Raw genomic sequence first — 19713 nt, forward strand, 5'->3', positions numbered from 1 at the left:
GGGCACTGTACAAATGAAATGTCATTAGCCGATACTTTGCCCAATTACAGGCGAACAGTCGGCATCATCGCGGCGTCTTGGCACGTCATCGCGGAGATGCCGCACGAAGGGACCGATATTCGTGGCGCAGCGTGTCGTGGTCACTCTCTTTGACGACATCGACGGCTCGGAAGCGGCGGAGACGATCGCCTTCGGTGTGGACGGCCGGATGTACGAGATCGACCTGAACGAAACCAATGCCCGGAAACTGCGCAAGGCCCTGGAGCCGTACGTGTCGGCCGGCCGCAAGCGGTCGAGGTCCGGCAAGGCGTACCGGCAGACCGAGGTCGCCCCGGACCCGGCGGCGGTCCGCGCCTGGGCCCAGGCCAACAAGATGGACGTGCCCGCGCGGGGCCGGATCCCGAAGAAGGTCTACGAGGCGTTCGCCGCGGCCCGGTGAGCCCGGCGGCGGCCGACGGCCGCTCAGTCGCCCCTCGCGGCAACCGACTTGCGCGGCACCCCGGGTGATCAGCTAAAGTCTGGAGCACGCCGAGGGGCGAGGCCGAAGGGCCCGGCTCACGGAACATGCGGGTGTAGTTCAGTAGTAGAACATCCCCCTTCCAGGGGGAAGGCGCAGTGTGCAATTCCTGTCACCCGCTCTGCATCGCCGTACCGATGACCCGATTGGATCAGGTAGGCTGGTGCTCGCACCGATCGGTGAAGGCCGGTCGGCGGCATTGCGGACGTAGCTCAGTTGGTAGAGCGCAACCTTGCCAAGGTTGAGGTCGCGAGTTCGAGCCTCGTCGTCCGCTCGGGAATCAGACCCCGGTCCTCCACGGACCGGGGTCTTTTCGTGTGCCCGGCGCCGCCCGTCGACCCCACCCTGACATTTGTCATGTCCGGTGATGACGGCCCGCACTGTTCCGCGGCCCGGAGGCCCGGAAGGCTTGAAGCATGCAAACCAACGGACACGAACACGTGATTGAGGTCACCGACCTGCGGCGGGTGTACGGGGGCGGGTTCGAGGCCGTGCGCGGTATCGACTTCTCGGTGCGCCGCGGCGAGGTCTTCGCGCTGCTGGGCACCAACGGCGCCGGCAAGACCTCGACGGTCGAACTGCTGGAGGGGCTCGCCGCCCCGGCCGGCGGCCGGGTACGCGTCCTCGGGCACGACCCCTACACGGAGCGCGCCGCCGTACGTCCCCGCACCGGGGTCATGCTCCAGGAGGGCGGCTTCCCCTCCGAGCTGACCGTCGCCGAGACGGCCCGCATGTGGGCGGGGTGCGTGAGCGGCGCCCGTCCGCCGGCCGAGGTCCTGGGGCTGGTCGGACTGGAGTCGAAGACCGACACCCGCGTCAAGCAGCTCTCCGGGGGACAGCGGCGCCGGCTCGACCTGGCGCTCGCGCTGCTCGGCGACCCCGAGGTGCTCTTCCTCGACGAGCCCAGCACCGGACTGGACGCCGAAGGCCGCCGGGACACCTGGGAGTTGGTGAGCGCGCTGCGCGACCAGGGCACGACCGTGCTGCTGACCACGCACTACCTCGAGGAGGCCGAGAACCTCGCCGACCGGCTCGCGATCATGCACGAGGGCCGGATCGCGGCCACCGGCACCCCGGCCGAGGTGACCGCCGCACAGCCGTCCCGGATCTCCTTCGAACTGCCCGCGGGCTACTTCGTCGGCGACCTGCCGCCGCTCGACGGCCTGGGGATCAGCGGCCACGAGGTCGAGGGCCGGATGGTGAGGCTGCGCACCCACGAACTCCAGCGCGCGGCCACCGGCCTGCTGGTGTGGGCAGGCCAGGCCGGAGTGGAGCTGCGCCGCCTGGACGTCCGCTCGGCCTCGCTGGAGGAGGCCTTCCTGAGCATCGCCAAGGAGGTGTCCGGCAGGAGCGCCGACGCGACGGCCGCCGGGACGCCGGACGGGACGACGAAGGAGTACGCGACATGAGCGCCACCGGCACCAAGCACGCGGCACCCGCCGTGAACACCCCCGTCAGCACGCCGAGGACCCGCATGACGGCCCTCGCCCGCGCCGAACTCACCCTGCTCGGACGGAACAAGGGCACCCTCTTCGCCGCCCTGTTCGTGCCGCTGGTACTGCCGTTCAGCGTGAAGTCGGCGGCCAAGGAGATGGACCTCGCCGGGGCCGGACTGACCACCGGCACGCTGGTCCTGCCCGCCGCGATCGGCTTCTCCCTGCTCTTCGCCGTCTACTCGGCGCTGGTCGGCGTCTTCGTCGTCCGCCGCGAGGAACTCGTCCTCAAGCGGCTGCGCACCGGTGAGCTGCGCGACGTGGAGATCCTCACCGGATCCGCGACGCCCGCCCTGCTCAGCGGACTCGTGCAGTCCCTGCTGCTCGCCGTGGGCTGCGCCGTGCTGCTCGACCTGTCCGCGCCGTCCGCGGTCCATCTCTCCATCCTCGGACTGCTGCTCGGTCTCGTGCTGTGCGCCGCGCTCGCCGGGGTCACCGCGAGCTTCACCCGGACCGGGGAGAGCGCTCAGGTCACGCCGCTGCCCTTCCTGTTCGTCTCGATGCTCGGCTCCGGCATGTTCGTGCCGCTGGAGCTGCTGCCCGACCGTCTGGCAGCCGTCTGCGAACTGCTGCCGATGACGCCCGTGATCACGCTCGTCCGCGGCGGCTGGACCGGCGACCTGACCGGCGGCGAGGCACTGGGCGCCGTCGTGACGGCGGTGGCCTGGACCGTGGTCGCGGTGTTTGCTGTACGACGGTGGTTCCGCTGGGAGCCACGGCACTGACGTACGGGACGGGCGAGACGTACGCGATGAGCGGGAGCGGCGGGCGGATGCGCAGGCCAGGCGGATGGTGGCGGCGGAAGAACACGCCGGAGAAGGTGGAGACGTACACCCGGTGGTCGTTCCACTTCTTCGGGGTGAGCGAGATCGGCGGCATCGGCCTGGCGACCTTCAGCCAGGTCGGGCCGGGGTTCGCGACCGTGCTGTCCCTGATGGTCGTCGCCCACGCCGCGGCGTGCATGGCGACCGCCTCGCGGGCCCTGGACTGGGCGCTCGGCCGCCGGCCGCCGCCGATGCGGCAGCTGTGGGGGCTCGGCGTGCTCACCGCCGTCGTCGCGGTCGTCGCGATCGCACTGGCGGAGCACGGTCCGGCGGGCGAGGACGTGGACGCGGCGGCCCTCGGGGTCTTCGTGGGCGTCCAGGCCTTCGGCGTCGGCGCGCTGGCCCTCGGGGTGCACGACCGCCGGCGGCGCGTCATGGCGCTGGTCGCCGGGTTCGCGGTGGGCGGGGGACTCGTGGCCTTCGCGGTGGGCCTGTCCTGGAGCGGCGCGCTGGTCACCGGGGGCGTCCTGCTGCTGGCCGGGGCGTTCCTCGCCGCCACCGCGGTGTTCTCCGTCTGGCTGCTCAAGGCGGTCTACGCGCTCGACGACGCCAAGGAGACCCGGGCCCGGCTCGCGGTGGCCGAGGAGCGGCTGCGGTTCGGCCGGGATCTGCACGACGTGATGGGGAGGAACCTGGCGGTGATCGCGCTCAAGAGCGAACTGGCCGTCCAGTTGTCCCGGCGCGGGCGGCCGGAGGCGGTGGAGCAGATGATCGAGGCGCAGCGCATCGCGCAGGAGTCGCAGCGCGAGGTCCGTGACGTCGTACGCGGCTACCGGGAGGTCGACCTGGAGGTCGAGCTGGCCGGTGCCCGGGGCGTGCTCTCGGCGGCGGGCATCGTGGCGGAGGTCACCGGCGGGACGGCCGGGCTGCCCGCCGAGGTGCAGTCGGCGCTGGGCTGGGTGGTGCGGGAGGCGACCACGAACGTGCTGCGGCACGGGGACGCCAAGAGGGTGGCCGTGGCGGTGCGGAAGTCGGAGGGGCGGGTAGTGCTGACGGTGGAGAACGACGGGGTCCTGGACGGGACCGGTCCCTCGACGGACGCGGACGCGCCCGCCGGGACCGGCGGTTCGGGGCTGGCCGGGCTGCGGGAGCGGCTGTCCGTGGTGGACGGGACGCTGGAGGCGGGGACCGTGCGCAAGGGCGTCTTCCGGGTGACGGCCGAGGTGCCGCTGCCGCCGCACACCCCGGCCGGGCGGGAGGTGGCGTCGTGACGGACCCCGTGCGCGTGCTGCTCGCCGACGACGAGCACCTCATCCGCGGCGCCCTGGCCGCCCTGCTCTCCCTGGAGGACGACCTCGTCGTGGTCGCCGAGGCGGCCACCGGTCCCGAGGCCCTGGCGATGGCGCGGGCCCACAGGCCGGACGTCGCCGTACTGGATCTGCAGATGCCCGGCGCCGACGGTGTGAAGGTCGCCACATCACTGCGAGCCGAGCTGCCCGCCTGCAAGGTGCTGATCGTGACCAGTCACGGCCGGCCCGGGCACCTGAAGCGGGCGCTCGCGGCGGGGGTGCGCGGGTTCGTGCCCAAGACGACCAGCGCCCAGCGGCTCGCCGAGCTGATCCGCACGGTGCACGCCGGAAACCGTTACGTCGACCCGGAGTTGGCGGCCGACGCGATCTCCGCCGGGGACTCACCGCTGACCGCGCGCGAGGCGGAGGTCCTGGAGCACGCCGCCGACGGGGCGTCGGTCGCGGAGATCGCGGAGCGCGCCGCGCTGGCCGAGGGGACCGTACGGAACTACCTGTCGTCGGCCGTGGGCAAGCTCGGGGCGGAGAACCGGCACGCGGCGGTGCGGCTCGCACGGGAGCGGGGTTGGGTATAGTGGCTGACGCGCCACGGCGAACACCACGGCGCAGTGCGAACGTAGCTCAGTTGGTAGAGCGCAACCTTGCCAAGGTTGAGGTCGCGAGTTCGAACCTCGTCGTTCGCTCCGTGTGAGAAGCCCCCGGCTCCGGCCGGGGGCTTCTTCGTGTCCGCGGGGCCGCGTCCGCTACGACCAGCTCAGGCCGGTCAGGAGTTCGTACGCCTCGACGTACTTGGCGCGGGTGGCGTCCACGACCGGCTGCGGCAGCGGCGGCGGGGACTGCTCGCTCCTGCGGTCCCAGCCGGACTCCGCCGAGGTCAGCCAGTCCCGCACGAACTGCTTGTCGTACGACGGCTGCGCGCGGCCCGGCTGCCACTGGTCGGCCGGCCAGAACCGGGACGAGTCCGGGGTGAGGACCTCGTCGGCGAGGACCAGGTCGTCCCCGTCGAAGCCGAACTCGAACTTGGTGTCCGCGAGGACGATGCCGCGCTCGCGGGCGATGTCGCGGGCGCGGGAGTAGACGGCGAGGGTGGCCTGGCGCAGGGCGGCGGCGGTGTCCGCGCCGACCTGGCGGGCGACCTCCTCGTAGGAGACGTTCTCGTCGTGCTCGCCGACCTCGGCCTTGGTGGCCGGGGTGAAGATCGGGGCGGGCAGCTCCGAGCCGTCGACGAGGCCCTCGGGGAGGGCGAGGCCGCAGACGGTGCGGGTCTGGTCGTACTCCGCGAGCCCGGAGCCGGTGAGGTAGCCGCGGGCCACGCACTCCACGGGCACCATCCGCAGCGACTTGCAGACCAGCGCGCGGCCCTCCCAGTCGGCGGGGGCGCCGGGGGGCAGCTCGGTGCTCAGGACGTGGTTGGGGGCCAGGTCGGCGAGCTGGTCGAACCACCACAGGGAGAGCTGGGTGAGAACCCGGCCCTTGTCCGGGATCTCGGTCGGCAGCACCCAGTCGTAGGCGGAGATGCGGTCGCTGGCGACCATCACGAGGTCGCCCGCCTCGTTCCGGTACAGCTCGCGCACCTTGCCGGTGTGCAGGTGCACCAGACCCGGAACCTGGATCGGCTCGGGCTTTTCAACGAATCCGGACACGGTTCCTCCCCGTGGTTCTGTCCAAGTACGTCGATTGTCCCGTACGTAGCGGGGAGGGCGACCGGCGGGGCGGTACCCGTGTGCGCGGGTCAGTCCCGTTTGCAGATGCGGTCGAGGAGGTTGGCGGTGGCGCGCTGGACCCGCGGGTCGACGTGGCCGGGGCGGTCCAGGGCCGGGGACCACGCGAACGTCCCGGACGCGAAGACCCAGGCGCCCGACGGGGCCCGGTACAGCGAGGTCTCCTGGTGGCGCCGGACGCCGTGCGCGTCGGTGTACGGGGAGTGGGCGAGCAGGACCCGCTCGTCGTGCGCGGGGAGCGCGGTGCGCGGGAAGTAGCGGTCGGCCTCGCCCGCCACCAGGTCCTCGATCGGGTCGCCCTCGTGGGCGCCGGTGGCGTCCCAGAGCCAGTGGCCCGCGTTGCGGACGGTCATCGGGTGCGGTTCGGGGACGCGGCCGGCGTACTGGATGCCGAGCAGCTGCTGCTCGGGGCGGTCGATCTCCCGCCACAGCACCGGCCGGCCCGGGCCCCGGCGCTTGCGGCAGGTCAGCAGGCGGTCGGGGGCGCCGGACGGCGACGGGGCCAGCTCCACCTGCCAGTACATGGTGTTGGCGGAGAGGAAGACCAGCGACGTGCCCCGCTCGCGGGCGAGTTCCGTGGTGCGGCGCATGGCGGCGGACCAGTACTCGTCGTGGCCGGGGAAGACCAGGCCCCGGTAGCGGGCCGGGTCGATCCGGCCGGAGTGCAGGTCGCGGGCGTCGGCGTAGGCGAGGTCGTAGCCGTAGCGCTCGGCGAAGCGGATGAAGTCGTAGGCGTGGCCGACGTGCAGCGGCAGCCCCGCGCCCGCGTACGGCCGGTCGAAGGAGACGGTCGTGGCGGCGTCCGCCTCGCCGAGCAGCCGGCCCTCCTCGTCCCAGGCGTGGTAGAGGCTGGCGCCGGTGCGGCCGTCCTCCGGGTACAGGTTGTACGCCTGCCAGGTGATGTCCGGCAGCACGAGCAGCAGGTCGGCCGGGTGGCTGTCGCGGACCGTGAAGGGGACGTGGGAGCGGTGGCCGTCGGCGGTGGTGAGGACGGCGACGTACGCGCCGATGCTCCAGTACGACGGGATCTGGAGCCGCCAGGACAGCCACCAGTGGTGGCACGAGACCGTGCGGTCGGCGGTGAGCGGCGGGGGCTGGACCATGCCGGACAGGCGGGGGCTGGTGGTGATCTTGGCGGCGCCGTCGCCGCCGTAGTGGCCGATCCGGTAGACGTCGACACTGAACTCCTGCGGCGGGTCGACGGTGACGTGGAAGTCGATGGCCTCGCCGGGGGCGGCGGCACCGGTGGCGGTGAAGCCCTTGATCTGGCGGCGGACGTCGTCGGCGGCGCGCGGGCCGCCGCGCTGGGCGGGGACGCTGTCCTGGTCCGCGTACCAGGCGACGACCTGGCCGGTGTCGCCGAAGTACGTCTCGCCGCCGCGCAGCCACGGAAGGGGCCCCTGTCCGAAGGGATCCGTCACGGCGTGCGCGAGTGCTCCCGACTCCCAGCGGCGGATCTGCTCGGACCCCATGGGACCGCCCCCTCCCTCGTGCCCCCGTGGCCATGCGTATGACGAACGCCCTTGCCATGTGCTCGATTCGGTCCCAGCACATCACATGTCGCACGCGTGCGGTCACGGTTCGTTGCGAAGCGGCCGAAAGTGGAATCGGGGGGTCCGATTCGGCGGGACGGTCCCGTCCGGACGCGTCAGACCAGGCGCACCGGCTTCTCCGGGCGTATGCCCAGGTCGGTCATCCAGGCGCGCAGGGGGCCCGGGTCGCCGGACTCGACCAGGCTGAGCACGCTGGGGGCCAGGTCGGCGGCGCGGGCTCCGTCGAACAGGAGCGACGGCCCGTCCAGCCAGTCGAGGCCCGGGGCCGCGCCGGCGGTGTCCATCGCCGCGCAGCACACCATCGCGGTGATGTGCGCGGTGAGGATCTCGCGGCCGGTGCGCGGGGGCTGCAGGGGGAGGAGGGGGAGCGCGCGGTCGTCCCAGAGGGCGGCGTCGGGTCCGACAGCGGCCGAGGGGGTGGCGGCGGCGCCGGCGCCGGTGGGCTGGGCGGCGGTCTCCTCGCGGGCCAGCTGGGCACTGAGCCCGGCGGCGAGGGCGGCTCCGCGGGTGGTGGTGCCCGCCAGATCGTCGTCGTCCTCGGTGTGTGCGGGGCCGGTGGCCACCGGGTGCGGGTCGGTCTCCGGGTCGACCCGGGCGGCCGGGGCGGTCGGGGCGGCCTCCGGGAAGGGTGCGTCCCTGTGGTCGTCGGCGGGCGTCGTGGTGTCCGTCGTGAGGTGGTCCAGGACGCGGGCCAGGGTCGGGCCCTCGGTGCCCGGTGCGGCGCCGTCGGCGGCACGGCGGACGCCCAGGGTGTCCAGGACGCGGTGGAGGCGGGCCGCGTCCGTGCGCCAGGTGCGGTCCACGACCTCCTCGGGATACTCGTCCCAGTCCACCGGCGACCAGTCCGGGCCGGTCTCGGGCCCGCCGTGGAAGAGGCGCGCGGTGAGCAGCGAGACCGCCTCGTCCATCGCGCCGGGCTCCTCCAGCAGGTCGCAGGCGGGGCGCTCCCCGAGGCGCGAGGCGAAGCCCTCGGCCAGCCGGTCGCGGCGGGACAGCTCGGTGAGGGCGGCGACGACCCCCACGTCCAGCCGGGAGGGCCAGCGGCCCATCCGCCAGGCGGGCAGCGCCACCCGGGTCAGCAGCCGGTCCCAGCCCGCGTAGGCGAGCCCGACCTGCTCCTGGGCGGCGATCCGCAGACCGTAGTCCACAGCCTGTGCACGCTCGGCCGCCGCCGACGCGACGCCGCGCTCCATCTCGGCCGCGTGCACCCGGCAACCGCGCAGCAGCAGTCGGCACACCCGGCCCAGGCCCGCGCACGCCGCCCGGGACAGCGGGTCGCGCCGGTCCGCCGAGGCCACGGCCACCGCGGCGTCCAGGCCGCGTATGAAACGGCGGGCGGCGGCTATGTCGGGGTGCGCCGAGGGTCCCGTGCCGGCGACGACCGGGGCGAGGACGGCGCGCAGCTCGCCCACGCGCATCCACCACAGGAAGGGCGAGCCGATGACGAGGACGGGCGCGGCGGCGGCGCGGGGGCGGGCGGTGCCGCCCGGGACGGCCGGGGCGTCGCGCTCCGCCGCCCGGGCGGGCGGTCCGTGGGCCGGGTGGGTGCGGTCCTCCAGCCAGCTGTCGCAGTCCGGCGTGAGCGCTATCGCGGAGGGGGCGGGCACGTCGAGCCGGTCGGCCAGGTCGCGCACCATCCGGTAGAGGTCGGGCGCCGACTCCTCGGCGATGGTGACGGTGGGGGTGACGGCGGGCCGGGAGCGGGCCACGACGAGGGCCACTCCGGCCGCGGCCACCAGCACGAGCACCGCGAGGACGGACACGGCCCAGCGGGCGGCGTCCCAGCCCGCGCCCACCAGGCGCCCGGTGGAACCGCCCACGAGCAGGATCACGGCGAGGGCAGCGGGCAACAGGGCGACGGCCAGCGCGCGACTGCGGACGCGCAGCACGGCCAACGCCCGGGAACGCGCGGCCCGCGCGCCCATCTCCTCACCACCGGTACCGGTCACGGCCGGACCTCACCCCCTCATCGACGTCCTGTCTGTCCTGGCTCGTCCACTGCTCGTCTGCTGGTGCTCACTCCCCCACTGTGGCACCCGCCACTGACATCGCAATGTCGGTGGGCCATGTGCCGGAACGCTTGCGCGGCACCATAGTTGGGGCCTTCGTGCCCGTCAGCCGTATGGGCTATCGGTCACTCGATGGAATGGCTTTGGGGAAAGGTGGATGACGGATTGCAAGGATCAGGCCCCGGTTCCTGGGACGGAGCCGGGGCCTGTGGGGTTGCGGTGCGCGGGCGGTCCCGCGGAGCCGGTCAGGCGCCCGCGGCGGCCTTCGCGGCGATGTCCGTACGGTGCTGCGAGCCGTCGAGGCCGATGCGGGCGACCGCCCGGTAGGCGCGGTCACGGGCCTCGGTGAGGTCCGCGCCGGTGGCCGTGACGGACAGGACGCGGCCGCCGGCACTGACGACGGCGTCGCCCTCGGCGCGGGTGCCGGCGTGCAGGACGTAGGCGTGCGGGGCGTCCTGGCCGGCCACCTCGGCGAGGCCGGTGATCGGGTCGCCGGTGCGCGGGGTGCCGGGGTAGTTGTGCGAGGCCACGACCACGGTGACGGCCGCGTCGTCGCTCCAGCGCAGCGGCTCCAGGTCGGCGAGGTTGCCGGTGGCGGCGGCCATCAGCAGTCCGGCCAGCGGGGTCCGCAGGCGGGCCAGCACGACCTGGGTCTCGGGGTCGCCGAAGCGGGCGTTGAACTCGATCACGCGGACGCCGCGCGAGGTGATCGCCAGACCGGCGTACAGGAGCCCGGAGAACGGGGTGCCGCGCCGGCGCATCTCGTCGACGGTCGGCTGGAGCACGCTCTCCACGACCTCGTCGACCAGCTTGGGGTCGGCCCACGGCAGCGGCGAGTAGGCGCCCATGCCGCCGGTGTTGGGGCCCTCGTCGCCGTCGAGGGCGCGCTTGAAGTCCTGGGCAGGCTGGAGCGGGCGGACGTTGTCGCCGTCGGTGATGGCGAAGAGGGAGACCTCGGGGCCGTCCAGGAACTCCTCGATGACGACACGGTCGCAGGCCGCGGCGTGCGCGCGGGCCGCCTCGATGTCACCGGTGACGACGACGCCCTTGCCGGCCGCGAGCCCGTCGTCCTTGACGACGTACGGGGCGCCGAAGGCGTCGAGGGCCGCGTCGACCTCGGCCGGGGTGGTGCAGACGTACGAGCGGGCGGTGGGGACACCGGCGCCTGCCATGACGTCCTTGGCGAAGGCCTTGGAGCCCTCCAGCCGCGCGGCCTCCCCGGAGGGGCCGAAGACCGGGATGCCGGCCTCGCGCACCGCGTCGGCGACCCCGGCGACCAGGGGCGCCTCCGGGCCGACCACGACCAGCTCGGCACCGAGGCGTTCGGCCAGCGCGGTGACGGCCGCGCCGTCGAGGGCGTCGACCTGGTGCAGTTCGGCGACCTCGGCGATGCCGGCGTTGCCGGGTGCGCAGTGCAGCGCGGTCACGTCGGGGTCGAGGGACAGGGAACGGCACAGGGCGTGTTCGCGGGCGCCGCCGCCGATGACAAGGACCTTCACGGGGTCAGCCTAATGGGAAAGGACCGGGGCCCCTTGTGCGGGCTTCCGAAGGGCGGGGCGGCGGAGCCTTGTGGATTCCTCCAGGCCGGGCGCGGCGGGACGCGCCCGCATCCCCCGCTCCTACTCGTGCGCGATCTCCTCGACGACCGTCGCGCCCAGCTCCCGCACCAGCAGATCCCTGCCGGAGAGGGCGGACTCGTCGAGGTCCGGGTCGTCCTCCTCGGGGATGTCGTCCTCGGGGGAGACCTGGCGCGGTTCGGGCGCCGGCGCTCGGGGCGCGGGGGCGGGGGGCGGGACCGAGGCGCGGCCGGAGTCCGGAGCCGGCGCCGCGGCGGGCGGCGGGGCGGCGGGCGCGGGCGCCGACGGCTGCGGGGCGGGCGCACCGCCCCCGAAGCCACCGCCACCGCTTCCGCCACCGAAGCCGCCGCCGAAGCCGCCACCCCCGCCGCCGGATCCGCCGTGGCCGCCGGAGGGCCCGGCGGGAGGCGGAGGTGCCGAACCGCCGGAGGGGTCGACGACCGCGTCGATCTTCCACTGCACGTTGAACTGCTCGGACAGGGCCTGGCGCAGCACGTCCTCGCTGCCGCTGCTCACGAAGTTGTCGCGGGCACCGGCGTTGACGAAGCCGATCTGGAGTGAGGTGCCGTCGAAGCCGGTCACCTGGGCGTTCTGGCTGAGCAGGATCCAGGTGAACCGGCGGCGGTTCTTGACCGCCTCCAGGATGTTGGGCCAGAGCGAGCGGGGGTCGACCCCTCCGCCCGGCGGCGGGGAGGCGGGCGCCGGGGCGGAGGCGGCCGGCGCGGGCGCCGGAGCGGCGGGCGGAGCCGCGGCGGGGCCGGGAGCGGCCGGCGTCCGGGCCTGTCCGCCGCCGGCCGGGGCCGCCGTGGGCCACCCTCCCGGCCGTCGCCCGCCACCGGCGGGTGCCGCGGTCGGCCAGGCACCCGGCGCGGAGGCGGGACCGGGCTCGGCAGCGGGGGCGGGAGGGGGAGTGGGAGCGGAGGCGGGCGCCTGAGCCGGAGCCGGGGATTCGGCGGCGGGCGCGGGTGCGGGCGCCGGTGCCGGTGCCGGTGCGGCGTGAGGCTGCTGCCCACCACCGTGGGCGCCGCCGCCCTCGCCCTCCCCGGGACCGGCGCCGGTCGCCGGAGCCGCCGCGCCACCCGGTGCCCTTACGGCAGCCCGGGCCGCCGCGGGCCCGCCGCCCGGCGCGACCGGAGCGGCGGCGCCCCCGCCACCGCTGTGCGCCTCGGGCCCCGGCACGTACCTCATGGCAGGAGCGCCCGCGCCCCCGGAGAACTGCACGCCGCGCTCGATCCGGTCCAGGCGCGCCATCACCGACCGCTCGTCGCCGTACGCGGCGGGCAGCAGCACGCGCGCGCAGATCAGCTCCAGCTGGAGACGGGGCGACTGGGCGCCGCGCATCTCGGTGAGCCCCTCGTTGACGATGTCGGCGGCGCGGCTCAGCTCGGCGGCGCCGAAGGACCGCGCCTGCGCCTGCATCCGCTCGATGACGTCGGCGGGGGCGTCGATGAGCCCCTTCTCCGCCGCGTCCGGCACGGCGGCGAGGATCACCAGGTCGCGCAGGCGCTCCAGCAGGTCGGTGACGAAGCGCCGCGGGTCGTTGCCGCCCTCGATGATCCGGTCCACGACCCCGAAGGCGGCCGAGCCGTCCCCTGTGACGAACGCCTCGACGACGGAGTCGAGCAGCGAGCCGTCCGTGTAGCCGAGCAGGGCGGTCGTCATGTCGTAGGTCACACCGTCGGCACCGGCGCCCGCGAGGAGCTGGTCCATGACGGACATCGAGTCACGGACGGACCCCGCGCCGGCCCGGACGACCAGCGGCAGCACCCCGTCCGCGACCGCGATCTGCTCCTTGCCGCAGACCTCGGCGAGGTAGTCGCGCAGGGTGCCCGGCGGCACGAGACGGAAGGGGTAGTGGTGGGTGCGCGACCGGATGGTCCCGATGACCTTCTCGGGCTCGGTGGTCGCGAAGATGAACTTGAGGTGCTCCGGGGGCTCCTCGACGACCTTCAGCAGGGCGTTGAAGCCCTGCGGGGAGACCATGTGGGCCTCGTCGATGATGTAGATCTTGTACCGGCTCCGGGCGGGCCCGAAGAAGGCCTTCTCGCGCAGGTCACGGGCGTCGTCCACGCCTCCGTGCGAGGCGGCGTCGATCTCGATGACGTCGATGGACCCCGGCCCGTTCCTCGCGAGGTCCTGGCACGACTGGCACTCGCCGCAGGGGGTGGGTGTGGGCCCCTGCTCGCAGTTCAGGCAGCGGGCCAGGATCCGGGCGCTGGTCGTCTTGCCGCATCCGCGCGGACCGCTGAACAGGTACGCGTGATTGACCCGGTTGTTCCGCAGCGCCTGCTGCAGCGGGTCGGTGACATGCCCCTGCCCGATGACCTCGGCGAAGGACTCCGGGCGGTAACGGCGGTAGAGCGCGAGAGACGACACGCATACGAGGTTATAGGCGTCCACTGACAACCGGATCGCCCGCGAACGCGAACGCCCCCCACGCACCCGCCAGAGCCAACCTACCCTTGCTGCCTTCCGGCCCTGGGGGAGTTCAGTCAGATAGCGCCGCGTGAGGGGCTGGGCCACACGTTACCCGATGTGGGGCGCTCAGAACGAGTTCGCAAGCACTCCTCCACGTCATGTAATGTTCTCGGCGGAGGATTCGCCTAGAGGCCTAGGGCGCACGCTTGGAAAGCGTGTTGGGGGCAACCCCTCACGAGTTCGAATCTCGTATCCTCCGCCAGTGCCTCACCGGGCACGAAGTCGAAGGGCCCCACCGTTCGCGGTGGGGCCCTTCGACGTTGTGGCCGGCCGGGCCGGTCACAACGTCACCGTTCGATCCTGATCCTCCGCTCCTCGCTCACCTGGTCGATCTCCGAGACGCGGACCGTCGTGCGCATGGTCCAGGTGCCGGGGAGGGGGAGGGTGAGGGTGTTGGCGCTCCAGTAGCCGCCCCGGTCGACGAGGCGCGCTTCGATGGGGCCGACGTCCTTGTCCGGGAGGGTGAAGGAGAGGCGGAGTTCGGGTACGGCGGCCAGGGCGCCGTCGGGGCCGAAGACCACCGCCTGTACGGCGTTGTCGCCGGTGCGGCCGGGGTCCAGGGTGATCTGGACCGTGCCGCGGCCGGAGCCGCCGATCTCGAAGGGGATCGTGGTGACGGACGCGGGCAGCACTCCGCCCGCCGGCACCGCCCGCGCCGCCTCGTCCGCCGCCCGGCCCGGCAGGGTGCTGGTGAGCACGGTCGTGACCACCAGGACGACGGCGGCGACGACCGCCTCGGCCAGGACGGAGCGCCGCAGTCCGCGGCGGAGGGCGTCCGCGGCGGTGGAGGGGTCGTCGGGGGCGGGCGGCTCCGGTTCGGCGGGGTCGGGCTCCGGAGGGGATGGGCCGCCGGCCGGGACCGGTTCCGGTATCCGCTCCCGCTCCCGCTGCCGTACCGGCGTCCGGGCCGTCGCCAGTGCGGCCGTCCAGCGCCGGGACACGGCCGCCGCGGCCAGCAGTACGGTCACCAGGGCCACCTTGGCGAGCAGCAGCCTGCCGTACGTCGTCCCGGTGAGCGCCTGCCAGGAGCCGAGGCCGCGCCAGGACTGGTAGACGCCGGTGGCGACCAGGACGGTCACGGAGACGAGGGCGATGCGCGAGAAGCGCGCCACCGCGGCGGCGTCCGGGGCCGCGCGCAGGGTGACGAGCAGGGCGACGAGGCCGCCGAGCCAGACCGCCGTGGCCAGCAGGTGCAGCACGAAGGACGTCACCGCGAGCGGCACCTGGATGCCGGCGGAGGCGTGCTCGGCGGCACCCCAGGTCGACGCGAGGGCGAGCGCGAGTACGGCGCCCACGGCGGCGGTCAGCGGGCGGCGCTCCCGGTGGCGGTCCGCGCGGCCCATGCGCACCAGGAACAGCGCCACCGGCGCGAGCAGCGCCAGCCGTGCCAGCAGCAGTACGCCGGGGCGGGTCGTGAGGGTGTCGGCGAGCGCGCCCGCGTCCAGGGCGTCCGCCGGTCCCGTGCCCGCCTCGTACGGGGCGCGCAGGACGAGTAGGGCGAGCGTGGCGCCCAGCAGGGTCCACCAGCCCGCGACCAGGGGGCGGCGCAGTGCGGAGGCGTCCGGTGGGCGGCACAGGACGACGAAGGCCGCGATGCCGATGAGCAGGGCGGCGGCGAGGTAGGAGAGGTAGCGGGCGACTTTGTTGAGGGTGGCGGTCAGGGGGTCCTCGGAAGGGCCCGTGTCCACCGCCGCGGTCGTCGTGGAGGGCCGGCCGACCGAGAAGGTGAAGGCACCGGATATGGGATGGCTATCGGCCGACACCACCCGCCAGGCCACGGTGTAGGTGCCCTCCGCCAGCTCGGCGGGCAGGCCGACGCGGGCCGTGTCGGAGCGGCCGCCGGCGCGACCGGCCTCCCCCGTGCGCACCCGGTGGCCGCCCGGGTCGAGGACGCGGAAGGAGTCGTCGCGCAGGCCGACGGACTCGCTGAAGGTCAGGGTGACGTGGCCGGGGGCCCGCTGGAGGACGGTTCCGTCGCCGGGGTCGGCGGAGGTGAGGGCGGCGTGGGCGGACGCGGGGCCCGCGCCGCCGAGGAGGAGCAGGACCAGCACGGCGCCCAGCAGCACCAGCCGCCGGACTCCTCCCCGGCCCGGCCGGCGGTCCCGGCGCTCCCCTGCCGCCCGCCGGTCCGGCCGGCCTCCCCGCCCTCGGGCTCCAGCGCGTGCACCGCCCACACACCTCACGTCGCATCTCCGTCGTCGGGACCCACTGCCTCGGGGATACGTACGGACACGGGGGCCGCCCCGCTCACCCGCCCGCCCCGCGGATCCTCACCACGACGGGCGGGCCGTCACCCCGCCGTCCACCACGAGGTCGTGCCCGGTGATCCAGGACGCCAGCCGCGAGGCGAGGAACACGCAGGCGTCGCCCACGTCCTCCGGGCGCCCCAGCCGTCCCGTGGGCGCCGCCCGCCGCCACCGCCGTACGCCCTCCGGCCATGCCTCGTCGAGCCCTTCGCGGTCGATGAGGCCGGGCGAGACGGAGTTGACCCTGACGCCCCACGGGCCGTACTCCAGGGCCGCCGAACGGGCGTGCATCGCCACCGCCGCCTTCGAGGCGCTGTAGTGGGCGTGGGCGGGCGCGGGGGCGGACGCCTCGATGGAGGCGATGTGGGTGACCGAGCCGCCGCCGTCCTGGGCCCGCATGATCCCGGCCGCGGCCTGGGTGCAGGCGAAGACGCCGGTGAGGTTGGTGTCCACGACCGCACGCCACTCGGCAGCCGTCATGCCGGGCAGGTCCCGCAGCGGCTGCACACCCGCGTTGTTGACCAGCGCCGTCAGCCGTCCGCCGCCCCAGTCGGCGGCCTCCTCGACCAGGCGCCGGGCGGCGTCCTCGTCGGTGAGGTCGGCCCGCAGGACGGTGGCGCTCCCGCCGCGTTCCCGGACCCGGTCGGCCGTCTCCCGCGCCGCCGCGACCGACGTACGGCAGTGCAGCGCGACCGCCGCGCCCTCCTCCGCGAAGCGCAGCGCGATGCCGCGGCCGATGGAGCCGCCGGCGCCCGTGACGAGCGCCACCTGACCGTCGAGGAGCCGCGTGTGCGGGTTCATGGGCGGCACAGTTCCACGATCCGCGCGGCCCGGTCCGGATAGCGCGCCGCGAGGTCGGCCGGGTCGCCGTGCTCGTAGTCCCCGTAGGTGAACCCGGGCGCCATCGTGCACCCGAAGAGCGTCCACGCGCCGCCGGCCGCCACGGCGGCGCCCATCCAGGTGCCCGCGGGGACCGTGAACTGGACGTACCGGCCGCCCAGGACGTCCGGTCCCAGTACGGCCGTACGGGTGCCGCCGTCGGGGGAGAGGAGCAGCAGTTCCAGCGGATCGCCGAGGTAGAAGTGCCAGACCTCGTCGGTGGGCAGGCGGTGCAGTGCGGAGAAGTCGCCGGGGCGGGCGGTGAGCAGGGCGACGATGGCCGATCCCGCCGGGCGCCCGTCCGGGCCCTCGGGGCCCGCCCAGGTACGCCGGAACAGGCCGCCCTCGCGGGGGATCGGCTCCAGTCCGTAGTGCGCGATCAGGTCCTCTGCGGTGGGCGGCGACGTCACACCGGGAACGCTACCTCCCGGCGGAGGAAAGCGAGTTGCGCCTTCTTCTCGGGCAGGTGGACGTCCGGCAGGTCGATCTCGGGCAGGACGACCGCGGGTCCGGCGGTGAAGCCCTGCCGCAGGAAGCGGGCGATCGCCTTCTCGTTGCCGATGTCCGGGTCGACCACGATCCGGGCCCGGTCCAGGCCCAGCAGTACGTACGCCATCAGGGCCGCCGCGAGCGCCGCGGTCCAGCCGGGGCGGGTGCCCTCCGCTCCGGCCGGGGCCAGCAGCAGGTGGACGCCGATGTCGCCGGGCTCGACGTCGTAGCACTCGCTCACCCGGTCGGCCCCGGGCTCGTAGGTCTGGAGCAGGGCGACCGGGTCGCCGTCCTTGACGACCAGGTGGGCGTGGTGGGTGTCGAGGGTGTCCATGTGTGCGTAGACGGCCTCGACCTGGTCCCGCGTCAGTTCCGTCATCCCCCAGAACGCGGCCCGCTGCTCGCTCACCCAGCGGTGGATCACCTCGGCGTCCTCGGCTGCGTCGAGGGGGAGGACGCGGACGGTGCCGAAGCCATCGAGGTACTGCTCGTGGAGGGGGGTGCGGGTGGCGTACGCGGGGGTGCGCGGGTCAGGCATGCGATTCCTTCGTGAGCTGGTCGAAGTCCGTGAGCACGGGGGCGAGGTCCCCGCTGAGCCACAGGTGTTGCTGGTCCTGGTGGTGCGGGGACCCGGGGATGCCGGAGGCGCCGTGGGGTACCGCCCAGCGGCTGTTCTCCCGGTCGGCCAGGTCCCAGACGTAGCGGGCGGCGGGGCCGCGGGCGGCTCGGTCGGTGACGCCGGGCACGGGGGACGTGCACAGGACGCAGTCGTGGTCGCCGGAGAGCCGCGGGCCGGGTGCGGGGCTGGACGTGGTGTCCGGCAGCGCCCGCCAGGCGGCGAGGCGGTGGGTGTCGCCCCAGGTGCCGGCCGGGGGCCGCGCGGCGACCTCCTCCAGCGCGGCGCGGACGGCGGCGGCGCGGTCGATGCCGTACAGGTCCTCCGCGCGCAGCAGGTGTTCGAGGGCGTGCCCCACGCGCGGCACGAGCGCGAGCCACGGCTGGAGCACCTCGGGGTACGCGGGCGGCACGGACGCCGGGGCGAGGACCGGGTGCGCCGCCAGCCGCCGTACGACGGCCGTGCGCACGGCGGCGTAGCGGGCCGCGTCGGCGCTGTCGGCGTCCATGTGCCGGTCCCAGGCCAGGAGGCGGTCGCGCAGGGCGGCGGCCCCGGGGGTCAGGCCGTCCAGGGTGGCGAGGCGGTCGAGGAGGGCGGCGGCCGACCCGAGGTGGGTGTCCGTGTGGATGGCCGGCATGTCCGCCGCCGACCAGCGCTCCTTGGCGGCGAGCAGGGCGGTGATGCGGTCGGCGCGGTGCGGCGGGGCGAACTCGATGCCGAGCGGGGTCGCGGGGCCGCGCTGGTTGGCCATCACGGCGACGCCGTCGGTGAGGCCGGCCCGGGGCGGGGTGTGCCAGCCGTCCCACTCGTGGCCGGGCTCCCAGGCGGGCACCGGGCGCAGGCGGTTGGCGTCCGGCCGTACCGGTACGCGTCCGGCCACCCGGTGCAGCAGCCCGCCCTCGGTGTCGGCGGCCTGCACCACGTTGACCGGCTCCGCCCACGCGTCCAGGGCCCGGTCCACGTCGGCGACGCTGCGCGCGCGGAGCAGGGGCAGCAGGGCGCCGAAGCCGAGGTCGGCGGTGACGCGGGGCGGGTAGCGGAGGCTGAGGGCGGCCGGGGTGCCGTCGTCGAGGCCCTCGGGGCCGCCGGCGATGACCGGGCCCCGGTCCGTCTCGATGACCTCGACCTCCACGGTCTCCCCCTCCGTCCCCTTCTCCCCCGCGACCCGGATCAGCTCGTTGTGCCGGGCGGCGCGGTGCCAGGTGCCGTCGGGGCCCAGGGCCTCGACGCCGGCGCCGGTGCGGCGCAGTCGCTCCTGGTACAGGTCCTGGTAGTCGGACATCGCGTTGGTGATGGCCCAGGCGACCGTTCCGGTGTGGCCGAAGTGGGCGATGCCGGGGATGCCGGGGACGGCGAGGCCGACGACGTCGAACTCCGGGCAGGACAGGTGGACCTGCTGGTAGACGCCGGGGTCCTCGATCCAGCGGTGCGGGTCGCCCGCGATGACCGCGTGCCCGGTCGTGGTCCGGTCGCCGCCGACCAGCCAGCCGTTGCTGCCGGCGGTGCCGGGGCCGTCGGTGGCGAAGAGGGCGACGGCCTCCGGGCCGAGGTGGGTGGTGATGTGCTCGCGCCAGAGCTTGGCGGGGAAGCCGGCGAAGAGGATGTGCGTGGCGAGCCAGACCGCGAGCGGGGTCCAGGGTTCCCAGCGGCCGGGGGTGAGGCCGGCGCGGGTGAACTCGGGGGCGGTTGTGTCGCCGGCCTGTCCGTGGTCGGCCAGGCCCGCGTTGACGCCGTCCACGTATGCCCGCACCCACGCGGCCGTCTCCGGGTCCCTCTCCTCCAGGGCCGCGTAGCAGCGGCGGGCGGTGTCGGCGAGGCGCGCCCGCCGGGCGAGGCGGTCCCACGAGAGGGCCTCGGGGCCGAGGAAGGACGCGGAGGTGCCCTGGGCGCGGTGCCGTTCGACCTCCAGCTGCCAGGCCCGGTCCCGGGCGGTCACCCGGCCCTGGGCGCGGGCGAGTTCGTCCGCGCTGTCCGCGCGCAGGTGGGGGATCCCCCAGGCGTCGCGGTATGTCTCGGCGCTCACCCCTGTGCCTCTACTTTCCTTTAGGTTAGGCTCACCTAAGT

General features: G+C 74.6%; 15 protein-coding genes, 4 tRNA genes and 1 other RNA gene. 9 read left to right on the forward strand and 11 right to left on the reverse strand.

Features of this window, described 5'->3' with window-relative positions; genetic code table 11:
* Positions 1-121: 121 nt before the first annotated feature.
* The 8 genes from ACGF3J_RS14670 (at position 122) to ACGF3J_RS14705 (ending at position 4764) form a co-directional block, all read left to right on the forward strand.
* Positions 122-439 carry an Lsr2 family protein gene (locus ACGF3J_RS14670; protein WP_064728688.1) on the forward strand — a complete coding sequence of 106 codons (318 nt, stop codon included), beginning with the start codon at positions 122-124 and terminating at the stop codon, positions 437-439.
* A gap of 127 nt (positions 440-566) precedes the next feature.
* Positions 567-638: transfer RNA gene (locus ACGF3J_RS14675), tRNA-Gly, on the forward strand.
* A gap of 80 nt (positions 639-718) precedes the next feature.
* Positions 719-791: transfer RNA gene (locus ACGF3J_RS14680), tRNA-Gly, on the forward strand.
* 142 nt (positions 792-933) lie between these two features.
* Entirely contained in the window at positions 934-1926 is a 993-nt protein-coding gene (locus ACGF3J_RS14685; protein ID WP_161332698.1) for an ABC transporter ATP-binding protein, read from the forward strand.
* Positions 1923-2735, forward strand: coding sequence for an ABC transporter permease (locus tag ACGF3J_RS14690; protein WP_202559106.1), 813 nt, complete (start codon positions 1923-1925; stop codon positions 2733-2735). Before ACGF3J_RS14685 ends, ACGF3J_RS14690 begins: the two co-directional genes overlap by 4 nt.
* A gap of 47 nt (positions 2736-2782) precedes the next feature.
* The gene (locus ACGF3J_RS14695) at positions 2783-4045 is read left to right on the forward strand and encodes a sensor histidine kinase (RefSeq protein WP_161332708.1); all 1263 of its coding nucleotides are present in this window, start codon (positions 2783-2785) and stop codon (positions 4043-4045) included.
* Positions 4042-4656 carry a response regulator transcription factor gene (locus tag ACGF3J_RS14700; RefSeq protein ID WP_161332697.1) on the forward strand — a complete coding sequence of 205 codons (615 nt, stop codon included), beginning with the start codon at positions 4042-4044 and terminating at the stop codon, positions 4654-4656. The genes ACGF3J_RS14695 and ACGF3J_RS14700 overlap by 4 nt, the downstream gene beginning before the upstream one ends.
* A 35-nt stretch (positions 4657-4691) precedes the next feature.
* A tRNA-Gly gene (locus tag ACGF3J_RS14705) sits at positions 4692-4764 on the forward strand.
* A 60-nt stretch (positions 4765-4824) separates the two neighbouring features.
* On the opposite strand, the gene ACGF3J_RS14710 is transcribed toward ACGF3J_RS14705, so the two are convergent.
* The 6 genes from ACGF3J_RS14710 to ffs form a co-directional block, all read right to left on the reverse strand.
* The gene (locus tag ACGF3J_RS14710) at positions 4825-5724 is read right to left on the reverse strand and encodes a phosphoribosylaminoimidazolesuccinocarboxamide synthase (protein ID WP_161332696.1); all 900 of its coding nucleotides are present in this window, start codon (positions 5722-5724) and stop codon (positions 4825-4827) included.
* An 89-nt stretch (positions 5725-5813) separates the two neighbouring features.
* On the reverse strand, positions 5814-7274 hold the full coding sequence (locus ACGF3J_RS14715; protein WP_161332695.1) for a N,N-dimethylformamidase beta subunit family domain-containing protein: 1461 nt from the start codon (positions 7272-7274) through the stop codon (positions 5814-5816).
* 176 nt (positions 7275-7450) lie between these two features.
* Positions 7451-9304 carry a hypothetical protein gene (locus ACGF3J_RS14720; protein ID WP_393854185.1) on the reverse strand — a complete coding sequence of 618 codons (1854 nt, stop codon included), beginning with the start codon at positions 9302-9304 and terminating at the stop codon, positions 7451-7453.
* A 305-nt stretch (positions 9305-9609) separates the two neighbouring features.
* On the reverse strand, positions 9610-10863 hold the full coding sequence (gene purD / locus ACGF3J_RS14725) for a phosphoribosylamine--glycine ligase (RefSeq protein WP_161329021.1): 1254 nt from the start codon (positions 10861-10863) through the stop codon (positions 9610-9612).
* A 120-nt stretch (positions 10864-10983) separates the two neighbouring features.
* Positions 10984-13317, reverse strand: coding sequence for a DNA polymerase III subunit gamma and tau (locus ACGF3J_RS14730; RefSeq protein ID WP_393854186.1), 2334 nt, complete (start codon positions 13315-13317; stop codon positions 10984-10986).
* A gap of 47 nt (positions 13318-13364) precedes the next feature.
* Positions 13365-13459: signal recognition particle sRNA small type (gene ffs, locus ACGF3J_RS14735), an RNA gene on the reverse strand.
* Positions 13460-13533: 74 nt separating this feature from the next.
* Here ffs and ACGF3J_RS14740 point away from each other — a divergent pair.
* A tRNA-Ser gene (locus tag ACGF3J_RS14740) sits at positions 13534-13621 on the forward strand.
* 85 nt (positions 13622-13706) lie between these two features.
* Here the strand turns inward: ACGF3J_RS14740 and ACGF3J_RS14745 are convergent.
* The 5 genes from ACGF3J_RS14745 to ACGF3J_RS14765 form a co-directional block, all read right to left on the reverse strand.
* The gene (locus ACGF3J_RS14745) at positions 13707-15485 is read right to left on the reverse strand and encodes a copper resistance protein CopC/CopD (protein WP_161327599.1); all 1779 of its coding nucleotides are present in this window, start codon (positions 15483-15485) and stop codon (positions 13707-13709) included.
* Positions 15486-15689: 204 nt separating this feature from the next.
* Entirely contained in the window at positions 15690-16466 is a 777-nt protein-coding gene (locus tag ACGF3J_RS14750) for an SDR family NAD(P)-dependent oxidoreductase (RefSeq protein ID WP_161327598.1), read from the reverse strand.
* Complete coding sequence (locus ACGF3J_RS14755) at positions 16463-16954, reverse strand: cupin domain-containing protein (RefSeq protein ID WP_161327597.1); 492 nt, start codon at positions 16952-16954, stop codon at positions 16463-16465. The genes ACGF3J_RS14750 and ACGF3J_RS14755 overlap by 4 nt, the downstream gene beginning before the upstream one ends.
* A complete protein-coding gene (locus ACGF3J_RS14760) occupies positions 16951-17571 on the reverse strand; it encodes a GNAT family N-acetyltransferase (protein ID WP_161327596.1) in 621 nt (206 codons plus the stop codon). Before ACGF3J_RS14760 ends, ACGF3J_RS14755 begins: the two co-directional genes overlap by 4 nt.
* Positions 17564-19672 (reverse strand): penicillin acylase family protein, encoded by a 2109-nt coding sequence (locus ACGF3J_RS14765; protein ID WP_393854187.1) that lies wholly within the window; start codon positions 19670-19672, stop codon positions 17564-17566. The genes ACGF3J_RS14760 and ACGF3J_RS14765 overlap by 8 nt, the downstream gene beginning before the upstream one ends.
* Positions 19673-19713: the final 41 nt, after the last annotated feature.

This window comes from Streptomyces sp. NPDC048171 (assembly GCF_043202655.1).
GTDB lineage: Bacteria > Actinomycetota > Actinomycetes > Streptomycetales > Streptomycetaceae > Streptomyces.

Excerpts from the sequence above, each read along its gene's own strand:
- ACGF3J_RS14715 (WP_161332695.1), bottom strand. The coding sequence starts at position 7,274 with ATGGGGTCCGAGCAGATCCGCCGCTGGGAGTCGGGAGCACTCGCGCAC.
- ACGF3J_RS14750 (WP_161327598.1), bottom strand. The coding sequence starts at position 16,466 with ATGAACCCGCACACGCGGCTCCTCGACGGTCAGGTGGCGCTCGTCACG.
- ACGF3J_RS14685 (WP_161332698.1), top strand. The coding sequence starts at position 934 with ATGCAAACCAACGGACACGAACACGTGATTGAGGTCACCGACCTGCGG.
- ACGF3J_RS14690 (WP_202559106.1), top strand. The coding sequence starts at position 1,923 with ATGAGCGCCACCGGCACCAAGCACGCGGCACCCGCCGTGAACACCCCC.
- ACGF3J_RS14760 (WP_161327596.1), bottom strand. The coding sequence starts at position 17,571 with ATGCCTGACCCGCGCACCCCCGCGTACGCCACCCGCACCCCCCTCCAC.
- ACGF3J_RS14695 (WP_161332708.1), top strand. The coding sequence starts at position 2,783 with ATGCGCAGGCCAGGCGGATGGTGGCGGCGGAAGAACACGCCGGAGAAG.